The sequence below is a fragment of the Phytohabitans maris genome (genome assembly GCF_031085175.1).
In the GTDB taxonomy this organism is placed as follows: Bacteria; Actinomycetota; Actinomycetes; order Mycobacteriales; family Micromonosporaceae; genus Phytohabitans; species Phytohabitans maris.
The window spans coordinates 105,356-127,590 of the sequence record NZ_JAVHUY010000029.1; the positions used below are offsets into that span (position 1 = coordinate 105,356).

At 74.5% G+C, this 22,235-nt stretch carries 28 protein-coding genes; 13 read left to right on the forward strand and 15 right to left on the reverse strand.

Annotated elements, in window-relative coordinates; all coding sequences use genetic code 11:
- Nucleotides 1-240 precede the first annotated feature (240 nt).
- Nucleotides 241-1,044 (reverse strand): maleylpyruvate isomerase family mycothiol-dependent enzyme, encoded by an 804-nt coding sequence (locus tag RB614_RS27740; protein ID WP_308715592.1) that lies wholly within the window; start codon nt 1,042-1,044, stop codon nt 241-243.
- A 213-nt stretch (nt 1,045-1,257) separates the two neighbouring features.
- Here RB614_RS27740 and RB614_RS27745 point away from each other — a divergent pair, with 213 nt between their 5' ends.
- Complete coding sequence (locus tag RB614_RS27745; RefSeq protein ID WP_308715593.1) at nt 1,258-1,743, forward strand: hypothetical protein; 486 nt, start codon at nt 1,258-1,260, stop codon at nt 1,741-1,743.
- Between the two features lie 84 nt (nt 1,744-1,827).
- Here RB614_RS27745 and RB614_RS27750 read toward each other — a convergent pair whose 3' ends face one another.
- A complete protein-coding gene (locus RB614_RS27750) occupies nt 1,828-2,553 on the reverse strand; it encodes a zf-HC2 domain-containing protein (RefSeq protein ID WP_308715594.1) in 726 nt (241 codons plus the stop codon).
- Nucleotides 2,546-3,100 carry an RNA polymerase sigma factor gene (locus RB614_RS27755; RefSeq protein WP_308715595.1) on the reverse strand — a complete coding sequence of 185 codons (555 nt, stop codon included), beginning with the start codon at nt 3,098-3,100 and terminating at the stop codon, nt 2,546-2,548. Before RB614_RS27755 ends, RB614_RS27750 begins: the two co-directional genes overlap by 8 nt.
- Nucleotides 3,101-3,199: 99 nt before the next feature.
- Here RB614_RS27755 and RB614_RS27760 point away from each other — a divergent pair, with 99 nt between their 5' ends.
- The 3 genes from RB614_RS27760 to RB614_RS27770 all read left to right on the forward strand — a co-directional run bounded on the left by RB614_RS27760 (nt 3,200) and on the right by RB614_RS27770 (nt 4,861).
- Nucleotides 3,200-3,649, forward strand: coding sequence for a hypothetical protein (locus RB614_RS27760; RefSeq protein WP_308715597.1), 450 nt, complete (start codon nt 3,200-3,202; stop codon nt 3,647-3,649).
- Complete coding sequence (locus tag RB614_RS27765; RefSeq protein WP_308715598.1) at nt 3,649-4,329, forward strand: cytochrome b/b6 domain-containing protein; 681 nt, start codon at nt 3,649-3,651, stop codon at nt 4,327-4,329. Before RB614_RS27760 ends, RB614_RS27765 begins: the two co-directional genes overlap by 1 nt.
- 91 nt (nt 4,330-4,420) lie before the next feature.
- The gene (locus RB614_RS27770; protein WP_308715599.1) at nt 4,421-4,861 is read left to right on the forward strand and encodes a helix-turn-helix domain-containing protein; all 441 of its coding nucleotides are present in this window, start codon (nt 4,421-4,423) and stop codon (nt 4,859-4,861) included.
- A gap of 90 nt (nt 4,862-4,951) precedes the next feature.
- On the opposite strand, the gene RB614_RS27775 is transcribed toward RB614_RS27770, so the two are convergent.
- Nucleotides 4,952-5,959 (reverse strand): zinc-dependent alcohol dehydrogenase, encoded by a 1,008-nt coding sequence (locus RB614_RS27775; protein WP_308715600.1) that lies wholly within the window; start codon nt 5,957-5,959, stop codon nt 4,952-4,954.
- A gap of 84 nt (nt 5,960-6,043) precedes the next feature.
- Here RB614_RS27775 and RB614_RS27780 point away from each other — a divergent pair, with 84 nt between their 5' ends.
- A complete protein-coding gene (locus tag RB614_RS27780) occupies nt 6,044-6,619 on the forward strand; it encodes a TetR/AcrR family transcriptional regulator (RefSeq protein ID WP_308715601.1) in 576 nt (191 codons plus the stop codon).
- Nucleotides 6,620-6,623: 4 nt separating this feature from the next.
- Here the strand turns inward: RB614_RS27780 and RB614_RS27785 are convergent, their stop codons facing one another.
- Together RB614_RS27785 and RB614_RS27790 are read right to left on the reverse strand one after the other, a co-directional pair.
- Nucleotides 6,624-7,946 carry an FAD-binding protein gene (locus RB614_RS27785; RefSeq protein WP_308715602.1) on the reverse strand — a complete coding sequence of 441 codons (1,323 nt, stop codon included), beginning with the start codon at nt 7,944-7,946 and terminating at the stop codon, nt 6,624-6,626.
- Nucleotides 7,947-8,043: 97 nt separating this feature from the next.
- Nucleotides 8,044-8,409 carry an MmcQ/YjbR family DNA-binding protein gene (locus RB614_RS27790; protein ID WP_308715603.1) on the reverse strand — a complete coding sequence of 122 codons (366 nt, stop codon included), beginning with the start codon at nt 8,407-8,409 and terminating at the stop codon, nt 8,044-8,046.
- Between the two features lie 130 nt (nt 8,410-8,539).
- Between RB614_RS27790 and RB614_RS27795 the strand changes: the two genes are divergently transcribed.
- The gene (locus RB614_RS27795; protein WP_308715604.1) at nt 8,540-9,793 is read left to right on the forward strand and encodes a CehA/McbA family metallohydrolase; all 1,254 of its coding nucleotides are present in this window, start codon (nt 8,540-8,542) and stop codon (nt 9,791-9,793) included.
- 121 nt (nt 9,794-9,914) lie between these two features.
- Here RB614_RS27795 and RB614_RS27800 read toward each other — a convergent pair whose 3' ends face one another.
- The 6 genes from RB614_RS27800 to RB614_RS27825 form a co-directional block, all read right to left on the reverse strand.
- Complete coding sequence (locus RB614_RS27800) at nt 9,915-11,528, reverse strand: cellulose-binding domain-containing protein (protein WP_308715605.1); 1,614 nt, start codon at nt 11,526-11,528, stop codon at nt 9,915-9,917.
- A 211-nt stretch (nt 11,529-11,739) separates the two neighbouring features.
- Nucleotides 11,740-11,943, reverse strand: a complete 204-nt coding sequence (locus RB614_RS27805) for a hypothetical protein (protein ID WP_308715606.1) — start codon at nt 11,941-11,943, stop codon at nt 11,740-11,742.
- A 478-nt stretch (nt 11,944-12,421) separates the two neighbouring features.
- Nucleotides 12,422-12,751, reverse strand: coding sequence for an ArsR/SmtB family transcription factor (locus RB614_RS27810; protein ID WP_308715608.1), 330 nt, complete (start codon nt 12,749-12,751; stop codon nt 12,422-12,424).
- Nucleotides 12,738-13,172 (reverse strand): SRPBCC domain-containing protein, encoded by a 435-nt coding sequence (locus tag RB614_RS27815; protein WP_308715609.1) that lies wholly within the window; start codon nt 13,170-13,172, stop codon nt 12,738-12,740. The genes RB614_RS27810 and RB614_RS27815 overlap by 14 nt, the downstream gene beginning before the upstream one ends.
- Nucleotides 13,173-13,418: 246 nt before the next feature.
- A complete protein-coding gene (locus tag RB614_RS27820; protein ID WP_308715610.1) occupies nt 13,419-13,973 on the reverse strand; it encodes a DUF4184 family protein in 555 nt (184 codons plus the stop codon).
- A gap of 204 nt (nt 13,974-14,177) precedes the next feature.
- Nucleotides 14,178-14,336, reverse strand: coding sequence for a DUF4184 family protein (locus RB614_RS27825; protein WP_308715611.1), 159 nt, complete (start codon nt 14,334-14,336; stop codon nt 14,178-14,180).
- 100 nt (nt 14,337-14,436) lie between these two features.
- Here RB614_RS27825 and RB614_RS27830 point away from each other — a divergent pair, with 100 nt between their 5' ends.
- The 5 genes from RB614_RS27830 (at nt 14,437) to RB614_RS27850 (ending at nt 18,818) form a co-directional block, all read left to right on the forward strand.
- Nucleotides 14,437-15,510, forward strand: a complete 1,074-nt coding sequence (locus RB614_RS27830) for a cellulose binding domain-containing protein (RefSeq protein WP_308715612.1) — start codon at nt 14,437-14,439, stop codon at nt 15,508-15,510.
- Nucleotides 15,511-15,673: 163 nt separating this feature from the next.
- Nucleotides 15,674-16,705 (forward strand): helix-turn-helix transcriptional regulator, encoded by a 1,032-nt coding sequence (locus RB614_RS27835; protein ID WP_308715613.1) that lies wholly within the window; start codon nt 15,674-15,676, stop codon nt 16,703-16,705.
- A complete protein-coding gene (locus RB614_RS27840; protein WP_308715614.1) occupies nt 16,702-17,220 on the forward strand; it encodes a hypothetical protein in 519 nt (172 codons plus the stop codon). Before RB614_RS27835 ends, RB614_RS27840 begins: the two co-directional genes overlap by 4 nt.
- Entirely contained in the window at nt 17,207-18,055 is an 849-nt protein-coding gene (locus RB614_RS27845) for an AfsR/SARP family transcriptional regulator (protein WP_308715615.1), read from the forward strand. Before RB614_RS27840 ends, RB614_RS27845 begins: the two co-directional genes overlap by 14 nt.
- A 97-nt stretch (nt 18,056-18,152) precedes the next feature.
- On the forward strand, nt 18,153-18,818 hold the full coding sequence (locus RB614_RS27850; protein WP_308715616.1) for a DUF4232 domain-containing protein: 666 nt from the start codon (nt 18,153-18,155) through the stop codon (nt 18,816-18,818).
- Here the strand turns inward: RB614_RS27850 and RB614_RS27855 are convergent.
- Entirely contained in the window at nt 18,805-19,701 is an 897-nt protein-coding gene (locus tag RB614_RS27855) for an AraC family transcriptional regulator (RefSeq protein WP_308715617.1), read from the reverse strand. The genes RB614_RS27850 and RB614_RS27855 overlap by 14 nt on opposite strands.
- A gap of 202 nt (nt 19,702-19,903) precedes the next feature.
- Between RB614_RS27855 and RB614_RS27860 the strand changes: the two genes are divergently transcribed.
- Both RB614_RS27860 and RB614_RS27865 read left to right on the forward strand, forming a co-directional pair.
- Nucleotides 19,904-20,677, forward strand: coding sequence for an SDR family oxidoreductase (locus RB614_RS27860; protein ID WP_308715618.1), 774 nt, complete (start codon nt 19,904-19,906; stop codon nt 20,675-20,677).
- An 88-nt stretch (nt 20,678-20,765) separates the two neighbouring features.
- The gene (locus RB614_RS27865; RefSeq protein ID WP_308715619.1) at nt 20,766-21,221 is read left to right on the forward strand and encodes a PPC domain-containing DNA-binding protein; all 456 of its coding nucleotides are present in this window, start codon (nt 20,766-20,768) and stop codon (nt 21,219-21,221) included.
- Here the strand turns inward: RB614_RS27865 and RB614_RS27870 are convergent.
- Entirely contained in the window at nt 21,218-22,018 is an 801-nt protein-coding gene (locus RB614_RS27870; protein WP_308715620.1) for a family 1 encapsulin nanocompartment shell protein, read from the reverse strand. The genes RB614_RS27865 and RB614_RS27870 overlap by 4 nt on opposite strands.
- Nucleotides 22,018-22,235: hypothetical protein (locus RB614_RS27875; protein WP_308715621.1), on the reverse strand; the 218-nt coding region annotated here is incomplete at its 5' end. The genes RB614_RS27870 and RB614_RS27875, both read right to left, overlap by 1 nt.

The following is a 22,235-nucleotide window of genomic DNA, read 5'->3' on the forward strand; positions in this document are numbered from 1 at the left end:
CGTGAAGACCTCAGCTCGGCGTACCCCAGGGCGGTGGCATGAAACCGGGCGCCGGCGGCGGCGAGTACGTCCGGTCGCGTGGTGCTCACCGAGCGGGCGGCCTGACGGACCCCCCTGGTGCGGTGGCCACCAACCTTTGCCGGCTTCGCCCGGCCCGGGTGACCAGCTGCCGAAGGCCGCCGGTCACCCGGTGAACGTCACGGGCCACCGCACCGGAGAACATCGGGCGGTCGGTGCCGGTCAGTCGGCGATATGGGCGGTGTTGTCGAGCCAGTGCCGGACGAGGTCGGTGTCGCCGTCGACGCTGATGTCCGTGGCCTCGGGGCCGGTGAGGGGGAGTCGTCGGGTCAAGGTCAGCAGCAGCGATCGGGCCGGGCCGGTCACCGTCACGTCGGCCGGCTTGGTCCCGGGCTGCCACGTCGCCCCGTCGGGCCGCCGTTCGACGAACCAGGCGCCCGCGTCGTCCGCGGTGTCGGTGGCCAGCCACTGCAGGGTCTGCCCGGTGCCCCGGATGGCGTGGGCGGACTCGGACCGCAGCATCTCCCACGTCGGTGAGGTGAGCATCGCGAGGTGGTGGCTGATGAGCGCGGCCGCGATGTCCGTGTCGATGTCGGCCGGTCGGCCCGCCGCGTTGGCGGCGTCGAAGCCGTGCACGACCGTCTCGTTGAGGACGTTGGACATCCAGAACCGCGTCCCGGACCGCTCGTCCCCCGCGGCGTTGAACACCGGCGCGTCGAGCGCGTCGTCGGAGAACGCGCTCGCGACCCGCTGCGCGGACTGCGCCAGCCACGCCTGCCACTGGCCGGGGTCGGTGGGCAGTACGGCATAGTCGGTGGGCAGCTGTGTGGGGTCGGTGATGCGCCGCTCGATGATCTCCGCGGTCCAGTGCTGGGTCTGGCCCAGGTGCTCGACCAGGTCGGTGACGGTCCACCGCGGGGTGGTCGGCACGGCGGCGTCAGGTCCGGCCACGGCGGCTGATTCCGCCAGACGCCGGGTGTGTTCGACGATCGCTCGCCGGGCACGTTCCGCGTTCAGCTCGGTCATTGGAATGTCCTCCGTAGGAATCGTTGATGCTGGGTATGACTCGGCGCGCCGGCCGAACTCATCGGTGACTGACCAAGGCCGCCCAGTGGGCCGGCGTCGCCGGGCCGGTCCTCGACGGCCGCGGGCCGCCCGTCCATGTTTCGTCCAGGTTTTGCCCAGGGCCGGTCGGCACGCTGTGCGGGACAGTGTTTCGACTGAGATTCGGGGGTGGTCATGACAGCGCCACGGAGACGTCGCAGGCTCTGGAGCGGGCTCGGCGTCGCGTTGCTGGCGGCGGCGACGCTGGTCGCGGTCTCCGGCTCGGCGGCGAGCGCCGCCGTCCAGGTGGGCGAGCCGTGCACCAGCCGGGGGTACGGGTCGCCGCGGAGTTACCCCTCGACTCCTCCGACGGGTGAGGGGCCGGCGGGCACCGCGTACATCTACTACCGGTCGAACCCGCCGACCAACTGCGCGCTGTTCTACGCCAACCCGCCCGGCACGGAGAACCGGGCCGAGTACATCCAGCTCTGCCTGCAGCGCCAGAGTGACGGCAGGCAGGAGTGCGACCCGCCGGCGCGAGGGTCCGGGCCGTACCACACGTTCGCCGGCCCGGTCTACATCAACGCACCCGGCATGTGCGTGCTGGCGCACGGCTCGATCCGGCTGAGAGGGGACACGCGCGCGGACCGCCTCAACACCGGCTGGGTGAGATGCGGTTAGCCGGCGGCTGAGCGGATCGGGTGTACGGCGGGTGGCGCTCGGGGGGTGCCGCCCGCCCCCGCTGGGTGGGGTTGGCCCCCGCGGTCAGCGGGGCACGCCGGTGAGGACGGCGGCCGGGACCGTGCGGGAGCGGAGCTGGATCTGGGCCACCGCGGCGACCGCCACGTCCAGGCGGTAGCCGGCCGTGCCGGTGCCGGACGTGACCTGGCAGGTGCCGGCCGGGTGGGCGGCGCCGTCGCGGTCGATGGCCAGCGCGTCGTACGCGCCGTCCGCCGGGGCGGCGTCGACGGTGACGAGCAGCCACGACGGGTTGCCCTGGTAGAAGAAGGCGGTGCCGGCCGGCTGGCCGTCCACTGTGGTCATCCGCACCGCCTTGAGGTAGCGCCCGTCGGCCACCTGGAGGGTCTGCCGGTACTGGCGGGCCAGCTCCCGGTCGTCCGCCGACTGCCACCGTACCGCCTGGGCGCCGGCCGCCGCCGCGACCGCGACCGCCGTGGCGAACGCGACCGCGATCCGGAGCCTTGGCACCCTGGGCAGGAGACTCCGCCGTCGCCTCCTGCCCAGGGCCGGCCCGGCGTCCGTGCCCAGCCGGGCCAGCACGCCGCCCTCGAAACCGGGCGGCGGTTCCACCGGCGGCGCCAGCAGCAGCAGGGCGTCGGCGGCGCGGGAGAGCGCGGCCAGCTCGCGCCGGCAGGCCGCGCAGCCCTCCACGTGCGCCAGCGCGGACGCCCGCTCGTCGCCGGCCAGCGCGCCGGTGGCCAACTCGGGCAGCAGCTCCCGGACCCCGGGGCAGCCGTGCGGCTCACTCATCACGCACCTCGAAGTGTTCGCGCAGCCGGGCCATCCCGAGCCTGATCCTGGTCTTCGCGGTGCCCAGCGGCACCCCTTCCCGCTCGGCGATCTCCTTGGCGGTCAGCCCGTAGAAGATCGCCAGCACCACGGCGGTCGCCTGCTCGCGGGAGAGCGCGGCGAGCGCCACCCGGATCCGGTCGGCGTCGGCGACCTCGTCGGCCGCCCACTGCGCGTGGCCCGCCGCCTCGGCCGCGCCGAGGAGCGCGACCAGCACCTCCGGCTGGTACGGCTGGTCGCGCCGCATCCGCACGACGTCGATGGCCGCGTTGCGGGCGATGGCGAGCAGCCAGGGCACGACCGCGCCGCGGCGCGGGTCGTACCCACCGGCAAACCGCCACGCCCGCACGAACGCCTCCTGGGCCACGTCCTCGGCGGTCGCGGGCACGCCGACGATGCTCAGCGCGAGGCCGTACACGCGGGCCTGGAAGCGGCGCACGAAGCCCGCCGCGGCCTGCGCGTCGCCGGTCGCCATGCCGGCCACGAGCGCCTCGTCACTGACCCCCACACCAGGTACTACGCGGCGACGGCCGGCGCGGGATCCATCCGGACGCGATGAATCCCGCGCCGCCGCCGGCCGGGTAGTACCCGTATGGGATCGATGATGATGCGTGCGTCGACGATGATGTGGACCAGGGGAGCCGCCGCGGCGGCCGTGCTGCTGCTGGCCGCCGGGGGCCTGGCGGCCTGCGGCGGGGACGAGGGGACGGACAGCGGCGGCAGCGGTTCCGGGGGCGGGATGACCCTCACCGTCCTCGAACCGGCCGCTGGCGCGGACGTCGCCGTGCCGTTCACGGTGAAGGTGGACTCGAGCGTGCCGCTCGGCCCGTCCGAGTCGGGGCGGCACCACGTGCACATCTGGTTCGACGGCGACGAGGAGAACTACCTGATCGTCGAGTCGGACACCACCCAGGTGGCGGCGGCGCCCACCGGCGAGCACGTCATGCACGTCTCGCTGCGCAACGCCAACCACTCGGCGGCCGGCGTCGAGGCCACCACCCGGCTGGTCGTCGCCGAGGGCGGGGACATGCCGAGCGGCCCGGGGGACGGGTACTGATGCGGCGGACCGTCGAGCGGTACAACCGGCGGGCCCGGTGGTTCCACGCGGCCACGTACCTGGTCGTGCTGGTGCTGCTGGGCACCGGGTGGTGGCTGCTCGCCGGCCGCGAGGGGCGGCCGAGCCCGGCCGCCCGCCTCACCGGCGTCGCCGACACCGACCTGCACCGCTGGGCCGGGTGGGCGCTGACCGCCGTCGCGTTCGCCGCGGTCACGCTCGGCGTCCGCGCCGCCCGGACCTTCGTGCGAGAGTCCATCCGGTACGACCGCGGCGACGCGACCTGGCTGCGACGGTGGCCCGCGGCCGCGCTGACCGGCCGGTTCCCGCGGCACGAGGGGCACTTCGACCCGGGGCAGCGGATCGCCAACGTCCTGCTCGTGCTGCTGCTCCTCGTGCTCGTCGGCAGCGGCGTCGGGCTGGCCCGGGTGGACGGCGGCGCGGCATTCGTGTGGCTGGACCGGGTGCACCGGTGGGCGACGTACCTGATCACGCCGGTGCTGCTCGGGCACATCCTGGTCGCCGCCGGCGTCCTGCCCGGCTACCGGGGCGTGGCCCGCTCGATGCACCTGGGCGGCCGGCTCTCCGTCGACGTCGCCCGCCGGCTCTGGCCCGGCTGGCTCGGCGCCCGCGACGGAGTGCCGGAGCGGGCGGGCCACCAGAAGATCTCTGAAGAAAGTTAGGAAAGAGGGGGTTGAGCGCCGTCCATCCTGGGTACTGCCGCACCGCTGTCAATAAGATTTACGTATTTAGATAGCTGTGTGTGTTCCTCGGTTGGGGGCCCTCATCCTGCTGCTGGTCGCCTCCGGGCACCAGGTCAGCGAGATCGCCGAGATGCTCGCGATCAGCCCGGGCACGGTGGAGAACCACAAGCGCCGGGTGTACGCGAAGCTGAACGCGACCAGCGCCGCGCACGCCGTGGCCCGGGCCGCCTCGCTCGGCATCATCGACAGCACGCCGCCGCAACGCGCCGCCCAGCCGGCCGACCGGCCCTGGCTGGACGGCGGGCACCCGCCGCTCGCGGTCGTGGTCGGCCACGCCAGCGCGGTGCTCGACCGGGTGGTCACCACGCTGATCGGGCAGCGGCTCGCGGTCGTGCGCGAGCACTGTCCACAGTCGGCACCGCAGATCCATTGGCACCGCTCGCACCGCGGCCCGGTCGTACGGGTGCTGGTCGACCCGACCACATGCTGGAGCACGAGGACATGGCCATGATGGCCACGTTCGACGTCCGAGCCGCCTGACCACCACCGTGATCGAAGCTCCCCTCACGTCGCTAGAACGGCTTGAGGGGAGCTTCGATCACTAGCGGGTGACGACGAGCTTGCCGGTGTGGGCGGACCAGGCCGGCGCCGCCTCGTCCCAGGGGACGGTCGCGGCGGTCACCACGCTCGGGTCGAGCCGGCCGGACGCGACCAGCGCGAGCACCCGCGGCAGGTCGGAGCGGGCGTCGGCGCGGGCGGTCACGAACGTCACGCCGCTCAGGTACATCGACCGCAGCGGCAGGCGCACGTCGCCGGGGAAGATGCCGGTGTCGGTGCAGACGCCGCCGCGGGAGGTGGAGCCGAGCGCCAGCCGCAGCCCTTCCGGTGTGGCGTCGGTGCTCACCGTCACCGGGTAGCGGTCGAGGCGCAGGCCGTCGACGTGCTGGATCGGGGTGGCGCCGAGCCGCTCGGCGATGCCGAGGCGGGTCGCGGAGGTGTCCACATAGGTCACCTCGGCGTCGAGCGCGCGGGCGATGGCCACCGCGTACAGCCCGATGGACTGCCGCCCCACCACCAGGACGCGCCGGTCGTCGTCGCGCAGGTGGGGCGCGACCGCCCGCCACGCGTCCGGCAGGTTGTCGAGGCTGGCGACCGCGGCCGGGGCGACGCCGGGCGGGAGCGGCAGGAGCATCCCGTCGGCGAACGGGACGCGGACCAGGTCGGTGAGGGCACCGCCCCACGGACCGCCGAGCGCGCCCAGCCCGTACATCGACGAGGGGGGCACGCTCGCGCAGTCCCGGGTCTGGCGGCGCAGGCAGCGGCCGCACCGCCCGCACGAGATCTGGAACGGCACCGCCACCACGTCGCCCGGCCGCACGCTCCGCACGCCGTCGCCCACCTCGACGACCTCGGCGACGAACTCGTGACCCACCGCGTACGGCAGGTCCATCGGGAAGACGCCCGCGTTGACGGCGGTGTCCAGGTCGCAGGTGGCGACGGCCACCGGGCGCACCAGAGCCTGCTCCTCGCCCTGGAGCCGGGGCGCCGCGACGTCGGTCCAGGCGGCGTCACCGGGCTTGTTGAGCATGAGCTGCGGCATCGTGGCCATCCGCGGCCACCTCCCGTTCTATGACGGTCATCATAACCAGCTCGATCGTCGACTATGATGGTTGTCATAGTCAAGGGAGGTGGCGTGCCAGCCAGGAGCAGCCGGGAGCGCATGGTCCGTGCGGCGGTCGAGCTCTTTCGCGAGCGGGGCTACGCGGCGACCTCGTTCCACGACGTGATCGAGCGGAGCGGGGCGCCGCGCGGCTCGATCTACCACCACTTTCCGGAGGGCAAGCAGCAGCTCGCCCGGGAGGCCATCCAGTGGTACGCGGACCGCTCCCTGCGCGCCCTGGACCGCGCGGTCGCGGCCGGGGCGGCGCTCGAGGCGCTCGACCTCTTCGTGGCCGCGTCCCGCGACAGCCTGGTGGCCAGCGACTTCCTGGCCGGCTGCGCGGTCGCCGGAGTCGCGCTCGACCTGGGGGCGGCCGACGAGCCGCTGCGCTCCTCGGTGGCGGTGGCGTTCGGGCGGTGGCGCGACGCCCTCGCCGACGTCTTCGGCCGGGAGGGTGCCACGCCGGAGCGGGCCCGGCGGCTGGCCCACGTCGTGGTGGCCGCCGTCGAGGGCGCGCTGCTGCTGTCCCGCGCCCAGCGCGACGCCCAGCCGATCGACGACGTCGCGGCCGAGCTCCGCGCCCACGTGCGCGCGGCGCTGGCCCGCTGACAGGTCAGCCCAGCTCGTACCCCGGGGTGAGCACGCCCGCCGGGTCGAACCGCTCCCTGGCCCGCCGCAGCGCCGCCCACGCCGGCCCGAAGTGCTCCGCCCAGTCCGCCGGACCGAACGGGAGCGCGCTGACCGGGTAGAGCACGCCGCCCGCGGCCCGTACCCGCGGGTGCAGCGCCTGGTTTCGGGCGAGCATCGCGGCCCCGGCGCCCGGCGGCGCGAACCGGATGAGGTTGAACGGGTAGACGACCGGCCCGGCCGGCAGCCGCACCAGCGGGGTCGCCATCGCGGCCGTCGCCACCGGGTAGAACGTGACGAGGCCGAGCTCGCCCAGGTCGTCCGGGGTGAGCCCGGCGAGCACGCCGCGGGCGGTCGCCACCGCCGTCGACGCCGGCAGGAAGGTCAGCCACCACGGGTGCGCGGCCGACCAGGCGCCGGTCGAGCGGAGCAGCGCCGTGAAGCGGTCGAACGCCTCCGCGTGCTCGCGGTAGGAGAGCTCCTCGACCACCGCCTCCGCCCGCCGGTCCGCCAGGCCCGGCCGGGGGTCGCGGTCGCCGAAGACCACGATCTCCACCTGGTACCGCCAGCCGCCGCCCTCCGGCCGGACGGTCCCCTGGAGGTGGTCGGCGCGCCCCTCGCGGAGCACGAGCTCCTGGTCGGCGGCGTACGTCTCCAGGTCCGGGTAGGTGAGCGTGTAGCGGCGGACCCGCTCCGGCGCGGGCACCAGCGCCAGCGTCGCCCGGGTGATCACACCGCACTGGCCCAGGCCGGCGCGGACCGCGTCGAACAGGTCCGGGTGCTCCGCCGGGGAGCAGGTGACCACGCTCCCGTCGCCGGTCACCACCTCGAGTTCGAGCACGCTGTCGGACTGCAGGCCGTACCGGTGGCTGGTGCCCCCGATGCCGCCCACGGAGAGCGTGCCGCCCACGGAGAGGTCCAGGTAGTTCGTAAGCACCGGCGGGGTGCGGCCGGCGGGCAGCGTGGCGGCCAGCACCTCGCGCCAGGTCGCCCCGGCGCCGGCGCGCACCCGGTCGGCTCCCGGCCGTTCGACGCCGGCGAGCCCGGCCATGTCGATCACGACGCCGTCCTCGGCCTGCGACCGCCCGTACACCGAGTGGCCCTGTCCCCGCGCGGCGACCGGCCACCCCTTGCCGGCCGCCCACCGGACGGCGGCGGCGACGTCCCGGACCGAGCCGGCCCGTACGACGGCGCGCGGCACCCGGTGCACCAGGTGCCCGAAGTCGTCCGCCGCGCGCTCCCGGGCACCCTCGTCGGTGACCAGCTCCCCGTCCAGCGCGGGCGCGTTCAGCTGCGTGGATGCTCCCATGTCCCCGTCTCCTCTGAGGCATCGACCGCGTGCTTGCCCGTCCACCCTGCCTCGGGATCCCGCCGCCCGCACGGGGATTACCGTGGTGGGCCCGGCCTCAGCGTTCCAGGTCGGCGGCGAGGTCGGTGGGGGCGCGCATGTGCCAGGCGTCGGTGACCAGCTCGGTGAGGCGCTCGACGTCGACGCGGGCCAGGCGGAGCATGACCAGGGGCAGGCCGTCGTACGCGGGGGTGGTGAAGAAGAGGTCCGGCTCGCCGAGCAGCAGCGCCTGCTTCTCCGCCTCGTCGCCCACGTAGAGCACGGCGACGTCGGTGCGGATGACGCGCGGCCGGCCCGGCAGGCGCTCCGGGTAGGACCAGACGAAGCCCTTGTCGCCCACCCGGAAGTCGAAGCCGTCGCTGTCGATCTCGACCACGTGCGGCAGGGAGAGCGCCAGCCGGCGGACGTCGTCGGCGTCAGCCATGCGCTTCGCCCACCAGCGGCGGGACGGGGGTACGCGGCACGTGGGCGACCCTACCGGTACCCGCGATGTTCGCCTCGCGGACGGCTCCGCGCGGTGGCGCGGTCGTATCGCGGTTTGCTGATGTTGGTCTATGAGCGGACACGATCCTCATCACTGTCACCACCACGACGACACGCCCGACGAGGTCCCGTACGGCCAGGTCCGCGCCATCCCGACCCTGGCCCGCCGGGCGCTGCTCGCCGGGACGGGCGGCGCGCTGATGCTGGCGGCGCTGCCCGGTCAGGCCCGCGCCGCGCGGAGCAGGATGCCCGACGGGGCCGCCCGGGCCTCGGCGATCACGCAGGGCACCACGCTGGTGCACGCGGACATGCACAACCACACCGTCATGTCCGACGGGGACGGCAGCGCCGACGCCGCGTTCGCCTCGATGCGGGAGGCCGGCCTGGACGTGGCGGCGCTGACCGACCACGCCACGCTCTTCGCCATCGAGGGGCTCAGCTCGGGGGAGTGGCGGACCACCGGCGACCTCGCCAACGCCGCGAACGACCCGGGCCGGTTCACCGCGATCCGCGGCTTCGAGTGGTCGCACCCGCTGCAGGGGCACATCAACGTCTGGAACACCTCCGACTTCGCCGACCTGCTCCGCGCCAGCAGCCCGGGCAGCCTGTACGGCTGGCTCACCGGGCGGCCGGCCGGGCTGGCGAGCTTCAACCACCCGGGCCGCGAGCCGGGGCGGTTCGACGACTTCTCCTTCAACGCCTCCGCCCGCGGGCAGCTGGTGGCCCTGGAGATGTTCAACCGCACCGACGACTACCTCTTCGAGGGCTGGTCGTCCGGGCTGGCCTCGCCGCTGGTCGCCTGCCTCAACGCGGGCTGGCGGCCGGGGCTGACCGGCGTCACCGACGAGCACGGCACCACGTGGGGCTTCCACGAGGGCAAGGGGCGCAGCGGCCTCTGGGTCACCGAGAACACCCGCGACGCGGTATTCGTCGCGATGTCCGCGCGCCGGATGTTCGCGACGCGGGTGTCCGGGCTGCGGGTCGACGCCACCGCCAACGGGGTACGGATGGGTGGCGTGCTCGGCACCGCCTCCGCCGACGTGCGGTTCCTGGTGGACGTGGACCGCGGCCCGGCCTGGGACGGCAAGCCGCTGCGGATCCAGGTGCTGCGCCCCGGCACCTCGGCGCCGGCCGTCGCCGACGTGGTCGAGACCGTGAACGGGACGGTCGCCGACTTCACCGTGCCGCTGGCCGCCGCCGACGGCGAGTGGGTGGTGCTGCGCGTCTCCGACCCGTCCGCCGCCAACGGCTCGCCCGGCCCGTCCGGCCACCCGTGCAACGACTTCGGCGTCGCGTACACCAGCCCGTGGTGGCTGCGCCCGTGACGTGCGCGGCGGCCCTCCCCGCGGGGAGGGCCGCCGCTTGCTCGTGCAACCGCGGAGGGTGAGGCCGCGGGAGCAACGGTCCGGACCACGACGGACGTCGCGGTAGCTCAAAATGTCTACATTAGAGGGTCACGGCCCGGCCGCCGAGGGTGACGACGAGGCGGCCGTCCGCGGCGAAGGACCACCCCAGAGCGCCGGTGTACGAGGAGCAGCGGGAGCCGTTCGAGCCGGACCAGAACTGGTTGGAGCTGTCGGAGTTGCCGACGATCCGGTCGGTGGAGCCGCTGTCGCAGGAGGTGTTGCTGCGGAACACCGAGCTGCCGCCGTCGAAGTTGAAGTTGCGCTCGGCGTTGCCGATGCTCAGGTTGTTGGACATCGTGATGGTGCCGAGGTTGCGGTTGTAGGTGAAGCCGTGCTTGCCGTTGCGGTAGGCGATGCTGCGCCGCACGACGTGGTTGACCGCGATGTCCTCGCCGCCGAGCTTGAAGCCGTTGCGGTCGCCGTTGCCGGCCTGGCCGCCGTTGCTGAGCGTGCCGTTGCCGTACGCGAGCGAGTCCTCGATGGTGACCGCGCCGATCGCGCCGGTGTCCGTCTTGGTGTAGAGGTCCCAGCCGTCGTCGATGTTGTTGTGCGAGACGGCGTACCGGAAGACGTTGCCGGGGCCCGAGGTGAGTTTGGCGGCGAAGCCGTCGGCGTCCTCCCCGTCGGAGTCGGCGTTGTCGTGTGACTCGGCGCTGAGGATGAGGTTGTTGGCGGGCCACTGGTCGCGCGGGGTGTCCGAGGCGATCCGGGACAGCTGCAGCCCGGAGTCGCGGTTGAAGCGGGTCACGGTGCGCTCGACGATGTTGTTGCTCCCGCCGACGAAGATGCCGTTGTCGCCGGCCCGCTCGACCACGATGCCGCGGACGTGCCAGTACGAGCCGTTGAGGGCGAGGCCGCGGTTGGCGGTGTCCTCGCTCTGCGCCGAGAAGTTCAGCACCGGGGTCTCGCCCTGGTACGCGTAGAGCTTCTTGCGGGCGCTCGACGTGCCGTTGTTGCCCGGTGCGATGGTCACGGTCTGGGCGAGGCCGTAGTTGCCGCCGCGCAGGTAGATCGTGCCGCCGACCGGGATGCGGGTGATCGCCGAGGCGAGCGTGGTCGGGCTCGACAGAGTACCGGGCGCGCTGGCGCTCCCGCTCGGCGACGCGTACAGCACGTCACCGGCCGGCGGCGGCGTGGTGGGAGGCGCGGTCGTCGGCGGCGCGGTGGTGGGTGGCGCGGTCGTGGGTGGCGCGGTGGTCGGCGGCGTCGTGCCCGGCGTGGTCGGGGTGACGCCGCCGGTGCAGGTGACGCCGTTGACCGCGAAGCTGGCCGGCACCGGGTTGCTGCTGTTGTTCCACGTGCCGTTGAAGCCGAACGAGGTCGTGGCGTTGGTGGCGAGGTTGCCGTTCCAGCTCACGTTCGCGGCCTGCACGGTGGCGCCGCTCTGCGTGAAGCCGGCGTTCCAGCCCTGGCTGACGGTCTGCCCCGCGGCGAACGACCAGCTCACCGTCCAGGAGGCGAGCGGGTCGCCGACGTTGGTGAGGCTGACGTTCGCGCTGAAGCCGCCGGGCCACTGCGAGCCCACCGAGTACGCGACCCGGCAGCCGACCGCCGCCTGAGCCGCGCCCGCCGTGACCAGGACACCGGCCGCGGCGACGGTCGCCGCCGCGGCCGTGCCGACCCACAGCGCCCCGCGGCGTCGTCTGTCGTGCATGCTGCTACTCCCTTTTCTGTCGTGGGGTACGGCCGCCCGTCGCCCGTCCCGTCGCCGCCAGCGATCCCTGCCGTGACCCGGGCGCGCGGCGCCGGTGGTCCGGCCGCCTGGCCGGTGCCTCCCAGTGCTCAGGCTGGGTGCCGGATGCTGGCGGCACCGTGGTAGACGCTGCGGGGCCGGTGCGGATAACAGAAAAGGGGGAGCGCGGTGGTCAGGTGGTGCGCGGCACGGATGCGGCGGGGCCCGGTTCGAGCCGGTCGGCGAGGCGGCGCAGGGCCCGCACGGTCAGCCGGCGCATCGCGCCGTTGCGGCGCCGCGGCGGGCGCTCGGGCGTGGTGCGCGCCGCCGGGCGGGCGGAGAGCACGTGCTGCTTGGTGGCCTTGTCCGCCATGATCATTGCGGTGGGCGCGAGCATTGGATGCTCCTCTCGGGTCTCGGTCGGGGTCATTCGTTGGTGGGCCCCTGGTGGTGGGCTCGGTCGTAGGCCGGCTCGTCGCTCTCAGGCCGCCTGGTCGTTTCAGGCCGCCTGGTCGTTTTTCAGGGTCGGCTGGTCACTGCGCCTGGTCGGCGGCGTGCCCCGCTTCGCGCCGTACCGGGTGGTCGGCGGCGAGTGGCGCCTCGACCTGGACGCGCCGCAGTGGGGCCGGCCACCCGCGCGCTGCTGCTGAGCCCCTCGATGCCCTCCGGCGCGGTGCTCTCAGGTCGGCTGGTCGCGCCGGCCGTCGGGTGTGTCGGTCGTGGGTGGGTCTTTGGTCGGGCCTTTACCTGGGCGGACCTCTGGCGCGGGCTCGGGTCGTAGGTCGGGCTCTGCGTGGCGGGCCGTCGTGGTGGGGCTCGGGTCTCAGGTCAGCCGGTCGGGCCTTGCGTGGCGGGCCTTCGCGGTGGCTTGTGTCTCAGGTCAGCCGGTCGCGCAGAGCGGCCAGCGGGCCGTCCCAGTCGCGGGCGAGCGCGGCCAGGAACTGCTGCGCCACCTTCATCGGTGCCGAGTCGAGCCGGTAGCGGACCCGGCGCCGCTCACCCGGCTCGGCCACGACCAGCCCGGCCTCGGCGAGCAGGGCGAGGTGCTTGGCGATCGCCTGCCGGGTGATCGGCAGCTGGGCGGCCAGGTCGGTCGCGGTGGCCGGGCCCCTGGCCGCGAGGGCGGCCAGGATCCCACGCCGGCTGGGGTCGGCCAGGGCGGTGAAGACCTCCTGGGCGACCGCCTCAAGGTCAGGCTTGTCCATCGAGGTACGCGACGAACTCGTCCAGCTCGCGGGTCCAGCCGTCGGTGTTGCCCGGGAACGCCGCCTTGTGCTCCGCCTCCGGCAGCTGCGCGAACCCGGTCTCCACCATGGTCAGCGTGGTGCCGCCGCCGGTCGCCTCCAGCGTGAACTCCACATACGTCCGGCGCGGGTCGCCCTCGGGAAGGCCGTAGATCGGCCAGGTGTAGCCGAACACGCGGGGCGGCTCGAGCCGCTCGATGGTGAGGACGGCCGTATCGCCGCTGTCCCAGGCGAGCCTGGCCTGGCCGCCGACGCGCAGGTCGACCTCGGCCCGGTTGCCGAACCAGGTGCCCAGCCCCTCGGCGGTGGTCAGCGCCGCCCAGACCCGCTCCGGCGGGTGAGCCAGCTGAAGTGTGCGCTCGATCCGGTCGGGGAATGCCATGTCCGCCTCCTTTATCGCAACTAACTGGTTGCTATTCAACTTATAGCAATCAACTGGTTGCGTCAAGCGGCCGCAACCACCGGCCTCTGGCGCCCTCACCCAGAGGCGCTTCGGCGTGGACGCGGTCGGGGGGCGCCACGTCCGGGCGAGTAGTGGTGCCCGCCCGCCGAGACAGCCGACAAAATCCCTGACTTTGCTGCCTCAGCCGCGCCAGGTAGCAGCAAAGTCAGGGATTTTGTCGCTACCTCAGGCTGGGGGTGACGTCCGTCGCGGGCAAGGTCGCCGCTTCGGGTCAGGGCGACGTTCCGTCGCGGCCGGGATCGCCGCCGAGGGGTCGGGGTGACGTCCGTGCGACCCGGGCCGGCGCCCGCGGGTCGCGTACCAAGCGGGCCGCCCGCGCGGGCGTTCAGCGGGCGGGGTCCCGGTGCGGAGGCGGAGCTTCGCGCGGCGGGTCGACCACCATGGTGCGAGGCGGCGCGACCCGCGGTGGGCGAGGGCGCAGAGGAGAGCCGCCGCCAGCCCCGCGCCGCCGCCGCGGGTGACGGCCAGGAAGCCGGCGTTTCCCACGTCGGCGTCGCGCAGCGCGGGGAGCGCGGCGAGCAGGGCGCCGGCCGCGGCCGCGAGGGCGATGACCGTCCAGCTCGTCGCCGCGAACGCGCGGGACGCGCCCGGCCGGTACACGGCGGGTGTGGTGCGCCACCAGCGGGCGAGCCACAAGGCGATGGCGGCGGCGCCGGCGAGGCCGCTGGCGTACTGCGCCCAGCGGTAGCCGGGCAGGCCGGCGTGGGGCCGCGCCAGCACATCCGATGTGCTCGGGGCCCCACCGTCCAATGTGGGTGAACGACCCACACCACGTGCGTCGCCGCGCCCCGCCACCACCGCCGAGCAGAGGGGCGGGTGTGCGCCTCTGGGCACCGGATGGAGGAGGCGGGCGCGCGGGGGCGCCGGCCCGATCGCGACGGCGAACAGGTCCGGCGGCGCGTGCCACACACCGCGTAGACGACGTCAGGGTGTGTCACACCCCTGGGGGGACAGGACGTTGACCGGCGTGGGCAGGTAGTAGGGCAGGTCCGGGACCATGCTGCCGATCACCAGGGCGGCCGGCGGCAGGCCCCACCGGACGAGGGGGAGTACCGCCGCGGGATGGCTTCCGGTGAAGGGCACGCGGAGATTCCACAACATTGACGGTTGTCGTGGTGTCGCCGGACTGGCAGGATGTGGGAAAAGTTTGTATAGACGTCCAACTATATCGAGAGGGGTCGGTATGAGACGACGTACCGGCATGGCCCTGGCGGCCGTGCTCGCACTGGCCACGGGGCTGACGGTCGCGGTGACCGGCCAAGCCAGCGCGGCCACCGGCTGCCGGGTCGCGTACACGGTCAACCAGTGGCCGGGCGGCTTCACCGCGAACGTCGCCGTCACCAACCTGGGCGACCCGCTCAGCAGCTGGCGGCTGGAGTGGAGCTTCGCCGACGGGCAGACCGTCACCCAGGGGTGGAACGGCGTGTTCAGCCAGAGCGGCGCGCGCGTCACCGTGGCCAACCAGAGCTACAACGGCGGCCTCGCCACGAACGCGACCGTCACGCCCGGCTTCAACGGCACCTGGAACGGCACGAACTCGACGCCCACCTCGTTCACGCTCAACGGGGTGACCTGCACCGGATCGAGCACGCCCGGCAACCCCACGCCCACCACCGGCGCACCCACGACGCCGCCGCCGGGCGGGGTCGCGTGGACCTCGTCGGACCAGTGGGGAACGTGGACCAACGGCGGGTACACGCTCTACAACAACATCTGGGGCAGCGGCGCGGGCACCCAGACGATCTGGGCCAACTCGTACAGCAACTGGGGCGTGACGGCCAACCACCCGAACACGGGCGGCGTCAAGTCGTACCCGAACGCGACCCGGAACGTGAACCGCACGCTCAGCTCGCTGCGCACGCTCACCAGCGGCTTCAACGTCACCGTGCCGAGCAGTGGCGCGTACGCGACGGCGTACGACATCTGGGCCAACAACCACGCGTACGAGATCATGCTGTGGCTGAACAAGACCGGCCCGGTCGGACCGCTCGGCTCGCTGCAGACCACGGCGACGGTCGGCGGCCACACGTGGCAGGTGTACCGCGGCTCGAACGGCGCCAACGAGGTCTTCTCGTTCATCCGCAGCGCCAACACCAACTCCGGCAACATCGACGTCCTCGCCATCATGAACTGGATCCGGACCCAGGGCTGGTACGGCGACGTGACCGTCGGCGACGTGCAGCTCGGGTACGAGATCACTTCTTCCGCCGGCGGCCTCAACTTCACGACCAACAGCTACTCGGTCTCGTTCAGCTGACCGCGGCGGGGGGGGGGGGGGGGGGGCCCCCCCCCCCCCCCCCCCCCCCCCCGCCACACCCCCGTGACGCCCGCACTTTGCGCGATCCCGCAACGGTGGAGACATCCCCGGCGAGCTGTGCTTGTATGCGTGCGTATCGGCCGTCCAACGGGGGAGGGTGTACGTGGCTGTAAGCGAAACGGGGGCGCTGACACTCGGCCGTGCCGTGCCGTCGCTGGTCCGCTGGGGTGTCTCGGCGGACGCGGACCTGGTGTACCGGTGCCTGGCGAGCTTCGGCCCGCGGGGCGCCGGTGAGGTCGCGGCGGATCTCGGACTCGCGCCGCGCCGGGTCCGGGTGGCGCTGGAGGAACTCGTCGAGGCGGGCCTGGTCCGCGGCGAGCCCGATGCCCACGGCGTCGAGGCCGGCCGCTGGAACGCGGTGGCGCCGGCCGCGGCCGTCCAGGCGCTGCGCCGGCGGGCGCTGCACCGCATACCCACCGGCGGGCCGGACCGGCGCGAGCGGGGGCCGGTGCCGACCCGGCTGCTGCCGGACCTGCGGGCCACCCGCGAGCGGATCGCCGGGCTGGTGGCGGTGGAGCGGGTCGAGCACCTCGCGATGAACCCGGAACAGGCCTTCACCACCGACACCCTGGCCATCGGCTCGGCGATCGACGCCGACCTGCTGGGCCGCCGGGTACGGGTGCGCTCGCTCGGGCTGCCGCCGGCCGACGGCGACCGGTCCTCGGCGTACACGGCGGAGTTCGCCCGGCTCGGCGGCGAGTACCGGCTGGCCGACCGGGTCCCGCACAAGATGATGATCTTCGATCGGCGGGTGGCGCTGGTCGCCGTCGATCCGCTCGACCTGGAGCGCGGCAGCTGGGAGTTCACCGATCCGGGCGCGGTCGAGTCCCTGGTCACCCTCTTCGCCCGCCAATGGAGCGGCGCGACGGATCCACGGCGAAACGGAGTACCCACGGTCGTGCTCACGCAACGGGAGAAGGCGGTGGTCGCGTTGCTCGCCGACGGGCACACGGACGCCACCGCGGCGAAGCATCTGGGGATGTCCACCCGCACGCTCACGTACACCCTGCGGGGGTTGATGGACCGGTTCGGTGTGGAGAACCGGTTCCAGCTCGGTCTCGCCCTCGGCGCGATGCGCGCCGCCGCGCCGCCCGGCCCGGCCGGCGACGAGCTCGCGGAAGGGAGCGGGCAGTGAGCCGAGCCGTCGTGCGGGTCGCGGCCGTGCTGGCCGCGGCGTCCGTCGCGGCGGCCACCGCCGGGCCGGCACGGGCCGCGGCGGAGGAGTGGACCCGCATCCCGTGTACCTCCGGCGGCATCGACCAGGCGGTCGTCAGCCCGGACGGTGAACGGCTCACGCTGGCCTGGCACCTCGACTGCGCCGCGTCGCCGGACGTGCCGGGGGCGACGTTCGGCCACGGCCTCTACCCGCGCAAAGGGGAGGCGGTGGCGCCCGGGCAGGGCATGGAGCCGTACGCGGTGACCGCGCCGACGCTCTTCGCCGACACGGCCACCCTGCCGCCGGGCGAGGATCTCGGGATCTGCGTGGTCACCGACCACGACGTGCGGATCGCCTGCGTGCGGATCGTCCGGGAGGCGCCCGGGCGCACCATCGCCACGCCGCTGCCCACCGGCGACCCGCTGGTGGACCGGCCGGTCCGCTTCGTACCGAAGGACAACGAGGGAGGCGGCACCTGTGGTGGCTGCTGGTAGGGCGGCGGCCCTGGGCGGCGCCCTGGAGGTCGGCCTGCTCGGCCCGGTGCGGGTCGTCGCGTACGGGCGGCCGGTGACCCTCGCCGCCCCGCGCCGCCAGGTCATCCTCACCGCGCTCGCGCTCGCGCCCGGGCAGACGGTCGGCACCGCCGCGCTGGCCCGCTACCTGTGGGGCGAGGACCTGCCGTCGCCGGCCCGCCGCGCACTCTCCACTGTGGTCACCCGGCTCCGGCATGACCTCGGCATGGACGTGATCCGCGGTACGGCCGGCGGCTACACGCTGGCGGTGCCGCCCGAGGCGGTCGACGTGTACCGCTTCCGCGCCCTGCTGCGCGCCGCCCGCGCCGCCGGCGGCCCGGCCGAGCTTTCCCTGCTGGACCGCGCGCTGGCCTGCTGGCGGGCGCCCGGCGAGCCGCTGCCGGACGTGGGCTCGGACGCGCTGGTCGCCGAGCACGCGCCGGCGCTGGTCGAGGAGTGGTACGCCGCGACCGAGCGCCGCATCGACCTGCTGCTGGCCAATGGCGTCCACACCGAGCTGGTACCGCAGCTGCGCGACCTCACCGCCCGGCAGCCGCTGCGCGAGTCGCTGTGGTGCCGGCTGATGGTCGCGCTGTACCGCGGCGGCCGGCAGGCGGAGGCGCTCGACGCGTTCCGGCACGTGCGCGAGCTGCTCGCCGATCAGCTCGGCGTGCTGCCCGGCCGGGAGCTGGTGGCCGCGCACCGTGCGGTGCTCCGCCACGAACCGGCGGCGGCCGGGCCCACGCCAGCGCTGCGCCGCACCCACCGCGCCGCCCACCGCCCGCGGCCGCGTCCCCGCGCCCGGACCCGCCCCTGAGTCCGTGGGCAGGCCCCGGGCGACCTTCACCGGATGTCCACACTTCGCTGACACGATCCCCGCGGCCGGCGCTCGGGCGGCCCGTAGGCTCGGCGCCGTGGAACGCGCGCCCCGGCCCTGGACCTGGCCCCTGGTACGGCTCGCGGTCGGCGTCGCGCTGGCGGCCCCGATCGCCGTGCTCGCGGTCGACCGGCTGGCGGACGCCGACCGCCGGGGCGGCACCCCGTCCGGAGCCGCCCCGGTCGAGGCGCTGCCGGGTGTGACCACGACGCCGCCACCCCCGCCGAGCCCGAGCCCGGCCGCCTGCCCGGAGTCGGGCCTGTCCGCCCGGCCCGGCGCCGAGGACGCCGCGATGGGGCTGCGGGTGCTGCGGATCGTGGTGACCAACTGCGGTGCCCGGACACAAACCCTCCGCGGACACCCGCCGGTACGCGTGCTCGACGAGGACCGGCAGCCGCTCGACGTCACGGCCGGCGCCGGCTCGGCCGGGGTCGCGAGCGTCCCCAGCTTCGACGTGGCGCCGGCGACGGTGACGCTGCGGCCCGGCGAGCGGGCGGTGGCCGCGGTGCTGTGGCGCAACCTGGTCACCGACCCGTCGGTCCGGGCCACCGAGGGGCACTACCTGGAGGTCGTCGTCGGCTCGTCGGCGCAGGTCATCGCGGCGGAGCAGGTCATCGACCTCGGCAACACCGGCAAGCTCGGCGTCGCGCCCTGGACCGCCTACCCCGTCACACCCTCCGGTGACGCGGTCAGGGGAGGGTGAGCGCGGCGGTGTCGCGGAGGCGGGCGGCGTCCTGGCTGGGTGGGGCGCCGAACTGGCGGCGGTACTCGCGACTGAACTGGGACGGGCTGTCGTAGCCGACCCGGTGGCCGACCCGGGCGATGTCGCTGGGGTGGGTGGCCAGCAGCAGCCGGGCCTCCTGGAGGCGGATCTGCTTCTGGAACTGGATGGGGCTCATCGCGGTGACCGCCTGGAAGTTGCGGTAGAACGCGGAGACGCTCATGCCGGAGAGCTGCGCCACGTCCTCGACCCGGAACGGCTGCCGGTAGTTGTCGCGGATCCAGCGGACCGCGCGGGCGATGTGGGTGAGGCTGCTGTCGGCGAGGCCGAGCTGGCGGACGATGCCGCCCTGCGGGCCGGTGATCACCCGCCACAGGATCTCGCGGATGACCAGCGGCGCGAGGACGGTACGGTCGCGCGGCTGGTCGAGCAGGCGGAGCAGCCGTACGGCCGCGTCGATCATCTCGGCCGGCGCGTCGCTCACCGCGATGCCGGGGAGCGTCGCGGCGCCGGGGCGGGGCAGGTCGCCGGGGCCGGCGCGGAGCAGCAGCTCGGAGATCGTCTCCGGCTGGAGGGTGAGCCCGATGCCGAGCGCCGGCCGCTCCGGGCTGGCGTCGACGAAGTGGCCGGTGACCGGCAGGTCGAGCGAGGCGACGAGGTACTGCCCGCTCCGGTACTCGTAGACGCGGTCGCCGAGGGCGAGGCGCTTGGTGCCCTGGGCGATCAGCGCCAGCACCGTCCCGGACATCGACGCGTCGGGCGGCGCCGGCCGGTCCACCCGGGAGATGTGCAGCCCCTCGACCGGGGTGGTCCAGTCGGGTCGCGCGTGGCGGAGCACCAGGGAGCGGAACTCGTCGAGGCTCATCCTCCGACTACACCACACCCGTTGCCGCCGGGTCCCGCCCGGAGCAGGATCGTGCAAGAGATGAGGAGCATCGCGCACGGCGGGTGAGCCCGGCCCGCGGCGTGGCCCGGAGGCCGGCGAACCGGCCCGGCGGCGCGGGATCCGTAATACGTTCGAGCCCGGTGCCCGGGGAGGTCGTCGAACCCCTGGTTGGAGGCCAGCGTTGGCACGGATCCTGATCACCGGCGCGGGCAGCGGCCTCGGTCGCGGCGCCGCGCTCGGCCTGGCCCGCGCCGGCCACGACGTCGTCGCCGGCGCCGAGGTGTGGTCGCAGGTACGCGACCTGCGCGCCGAGGCGTGGCGGCGGCACGCCCGCCTCGACGCCGTCAAGCTCGACGTGACCGAGGAGCTCGACCGGGCCCACGTGGCCGGCCGCGAGGTCGACATCCTGGTGCTCAACGCCGGCGTACAGGAGGCCGGGGCGCTGGTGGAGATCCCGATGGCGCGGATCCGCCGCTCGTTCGAGGTGAACGTCTTCGGGCACCTGGAGCTCGTCCGCGCCGTCGCCCCGGGCATGCTCGACCGCGGCGGCGGCAAGGTCGTGTGGGTCTCCTCCGTGGCCGGCATCCGGACCCGCCCGTGGCTCGGCGCGTACGCCGCGACCAAGCACGCCATCGAGGCCATCGCGTGGGCGCTCCGCGGTGAGCTCGGCCCGCGCGGCGTCCGGGTGGCGACGATCAACCCCGGCCCGTACCACACCGGCTTCAACGACACCGGCGTCGAGGCGATGGGGCAGTGGTGGCGGCCGGAGGGCGCGCTGCTTCCGCGCCCCGACTTCAGCGAGTACCTGGACGACCAGTACGACCCGCAGGACATGATCGACGAGATGGTGCGGGTCATCCCCTCCGACGACCACCCGTACCGGGTCGTCCACCCCGACGCGAGCCAGCGGCAGGCCAAGGAGTTCGAGGCCGAGGTCTGGTGCGCGCGGGCCTGAGGCCGGGTTCCGGCGCGGGGCGGGTTTGGCGTCGGGTCCGGCCGGGCACGGGTCGGAGGTCCGGTCGGGCCTGGGATTGGGGGAGAGCGTGCGGGACGTCGAAGTGGCCGACGGCGATCGGCGGGTCGTGGTCGTCGCCGTCGACAAGGGCGAGGACGCGGTCGCCGCGGTCAACGAGGTCGCGGCGCGCCACGGCCTGCGCGGGGCGCGGGTCACGGCGGTCGGCGGGTTCAGCTCCGCGGAGCTGGGCTACTTCGACCGGGACAAGCGCGACTACCGCCGGATCCCGGTGCGCGAGCAGGTGGAGGTCCTCTCGCTGCTCGGCGACATCGCGGACGACGGCGGGCGGGCGGCGCTGCACGTACACGCGGTGCTGGGCCGGGCGGACGGCAGCACCGTCGGCGGCCACCTGCTGCGCGGCGAGGTCTGGCCGACGCTGGAGGTCATCATCACCGAGGTCGGCGCCCGCCTGGCCAAGCGCCTCGACCCGGAGACCGGGCTGGCGCTGCTCGCCGGTACCGCGCGCCAGGACCTCCTAGGCTAGGCCGCGGGAAGGGCGACGGCGGCCTCGGCCGTGTACGCGAGGAACGTGAACGTCTCCTGGAAGTAGAGCTCGACCGTGGTCGCGTCGTGGGTGCGGTAGCCGATCGCCAGGTCCTGGCCCAAGTGCAGCTCGAAGTCGCCGCCACGGGTGGAGAGCAGCACGCCGCCGGTGATCGCGGGTGCCCACACGACGTCGCCGTCGACCAGGCGGGCGACGTGCTCCTCGATCGGGTAGCCGCCGTCGACGGCCTCGGTGACGGCGGTGTACGCGTCGGCGCCGAGCGCGAGCCGGTACGGCCCGTCGACGCCGGCCAGGCGGAGCGCGGAGACGGCACGGGCGACCGCCCCGGGATAGTCGCGGACGCCGGCGGGGAGGGCGATCGGCGGGTTGGACGAGGCCGGGGCGATGCCGGTGATGGCGGCGGCCGGGTACCCGTGGAAGACGGCCCGGTCCTCGGCGAGCGCGATGCGGCGGGCGGCGTCCTTGGCGGGGCCCCAGTCGGGGTCCTTGGCGCCCCGTTCGACGGCGTCGATCTGCTCCCGGTCCAGCGTGAACGGCACGCGGAGCTCGACCAGCGGCTGGGTCTGGCGGGCGCGGGCCGCGACCCCCTCGGCCGGGGCCTCCACCGCGCGGGTGTGGCCGGTGCCGACCGCGGCGAGCTCCGGCCCGGCCGGTCCGGCCACGTCGACCAGGTGGCGGCCGGCCAGGTGCCGCAGGAACGTGCGGCGCGCCTCCTCCTCCAGGCTGGCCCAGGCCGCCGCGGAGATGGGCGCGAGCTCGCGGTGCAGGTTGTCCATCAGGCGTCACTCCCGTCGAGGTCCGCGGTGGCCGGGCGGCGACCTTCCTTGGGATCGCCGACCCCGAGCGACGGCGCGAAAGCGGGACCGGGCGCCGGCCCGCCGGCGCCGCCAGGCGGCGCCGCCGCGGCAGGACCGGGCGCTGGCCCGCCAGCGCCGCCGAGCGACGGCGCGAAAGCGGGACCGGGCGCCGGCCCGCCGGCGCCGCCGAGCGGCG

Excerpts from the sequence above, each read along its gene's own strand:
- RB614_RS27740 (WP_308715592.1), bottom strand. The coding sequence starts at position 1,044 with ATGACCGAGCTGAACGCGGAACGTGCCCGGCGAGCGATCGTCGAACAC.
- RB614_RS27745 (WP_308715593.1), top strand. The coding sequence starts at position 1,258 with ATGACAGCGCCACGGAGACGTCGCAGGCTCTGGAGCGGGCTCGGCGTC.
- RB614_RS27750 (WP_308715594.1), bottom strand. The coding sequence starts at position 2,553 with ATGAGTGAGCCGCACGGCTGCCCCGGGGTCCGGGAGCTGCTGCCCGAG.
- RB614_RS27760 (WP_308715597.1), top strand. The coding sequence starts at position 3,200 with ATGCGTGCGTCGACGATGATGTGGACCAGGGGAGCCGCCGCGGCGGCC.
- RB614_RS27765 (WP_308715598.1), top strand. The coding sequence starts at position 3,649 with ATGCGGCGGACCGTCGAGCGGTACAACCGGCGGGCCCGGTGGTTCCAC.
- RB614_RS27775 (WP_308715600.1), bottom strand. The coding sequence starts at position 5,959 with ATGGCCACGATGCCGCAGCTCATGCTCAACAAGCCCGGTGACGCCGCC.
- RB614_RS27785 (WP_308715602.1), bottom strand. The coding sequence starts at position 7,946 with ATGGGAGCATCCACGCAGCTGAACGCGCCCGCGCTGGACGGGGAGCTG.
- RB614_RS27790 (WP_308715603.1), bottom strand. The coding sequence starts at position 8,409 with ATGGCTGACGCCGACGACGTCCGCCGGCTGGCGCTCTCCCTGCCGCAC.
- RB614_RS27795 (WP_308715604.1), top strand. The coding sequence starts at position 8,540 with ATGAGCGGACACGATCCTCATCACTGTCACCACCACGACGACACGCCC.
- RB614_RS27800 (WP_308715605.1), bottom strand. The coding sequence starts at position 11,528 with ATGCACGACAGACGACGCCGCGGGGCGCTGTGGGTCGGCACGGCCGCG.
- RB614_RS27805 (WP_308715606.1), bottom strand. The coding sequence starts at position 11,943 with ATGCTCGCGCCCACCGCAATGATCATGGCGGACAAGGCCACCAAGCAG.
- RB614_RS27810 (WP_308715608.1), bottom strand. The coding sequence starts at position 12,751 with ATGGACAAGCCTGACCTTGAGGCGGTCGCCCAGGAGGTCTTCACCGCC.
- RB614_RS27815 (WP_308715609.1), bottom strand. The coding sequence starts at position 13,172 with ATGGCATTCCCCGACCGGATCGAGCGCACACTTCAGCTGGCTCACCCG.
- RB614_RS27830 (WP_308715612.1), top strand. The coding sequence starts at position 14,437 with ATGAGACGACGTACCGGCATGGCCCTGGCGGCCGTGCTCGCACTGGCC.
- RB614_RS27855 (WP_308715617.1), bottom strand. The coding sequence starts at position 19,701 with ATGAGCCTCGACGAGTTCCGCTCCCTGGTGCTCCGCCACGCGCGACCC.
- RB614_RS27870 (WP_308715620.1), bottom strand. The coding sequence starts at position 22,018 with ATGGACAACCTGCACCGCGAGCTCGCGCCCATCTCCGCGGCGGCCTGG.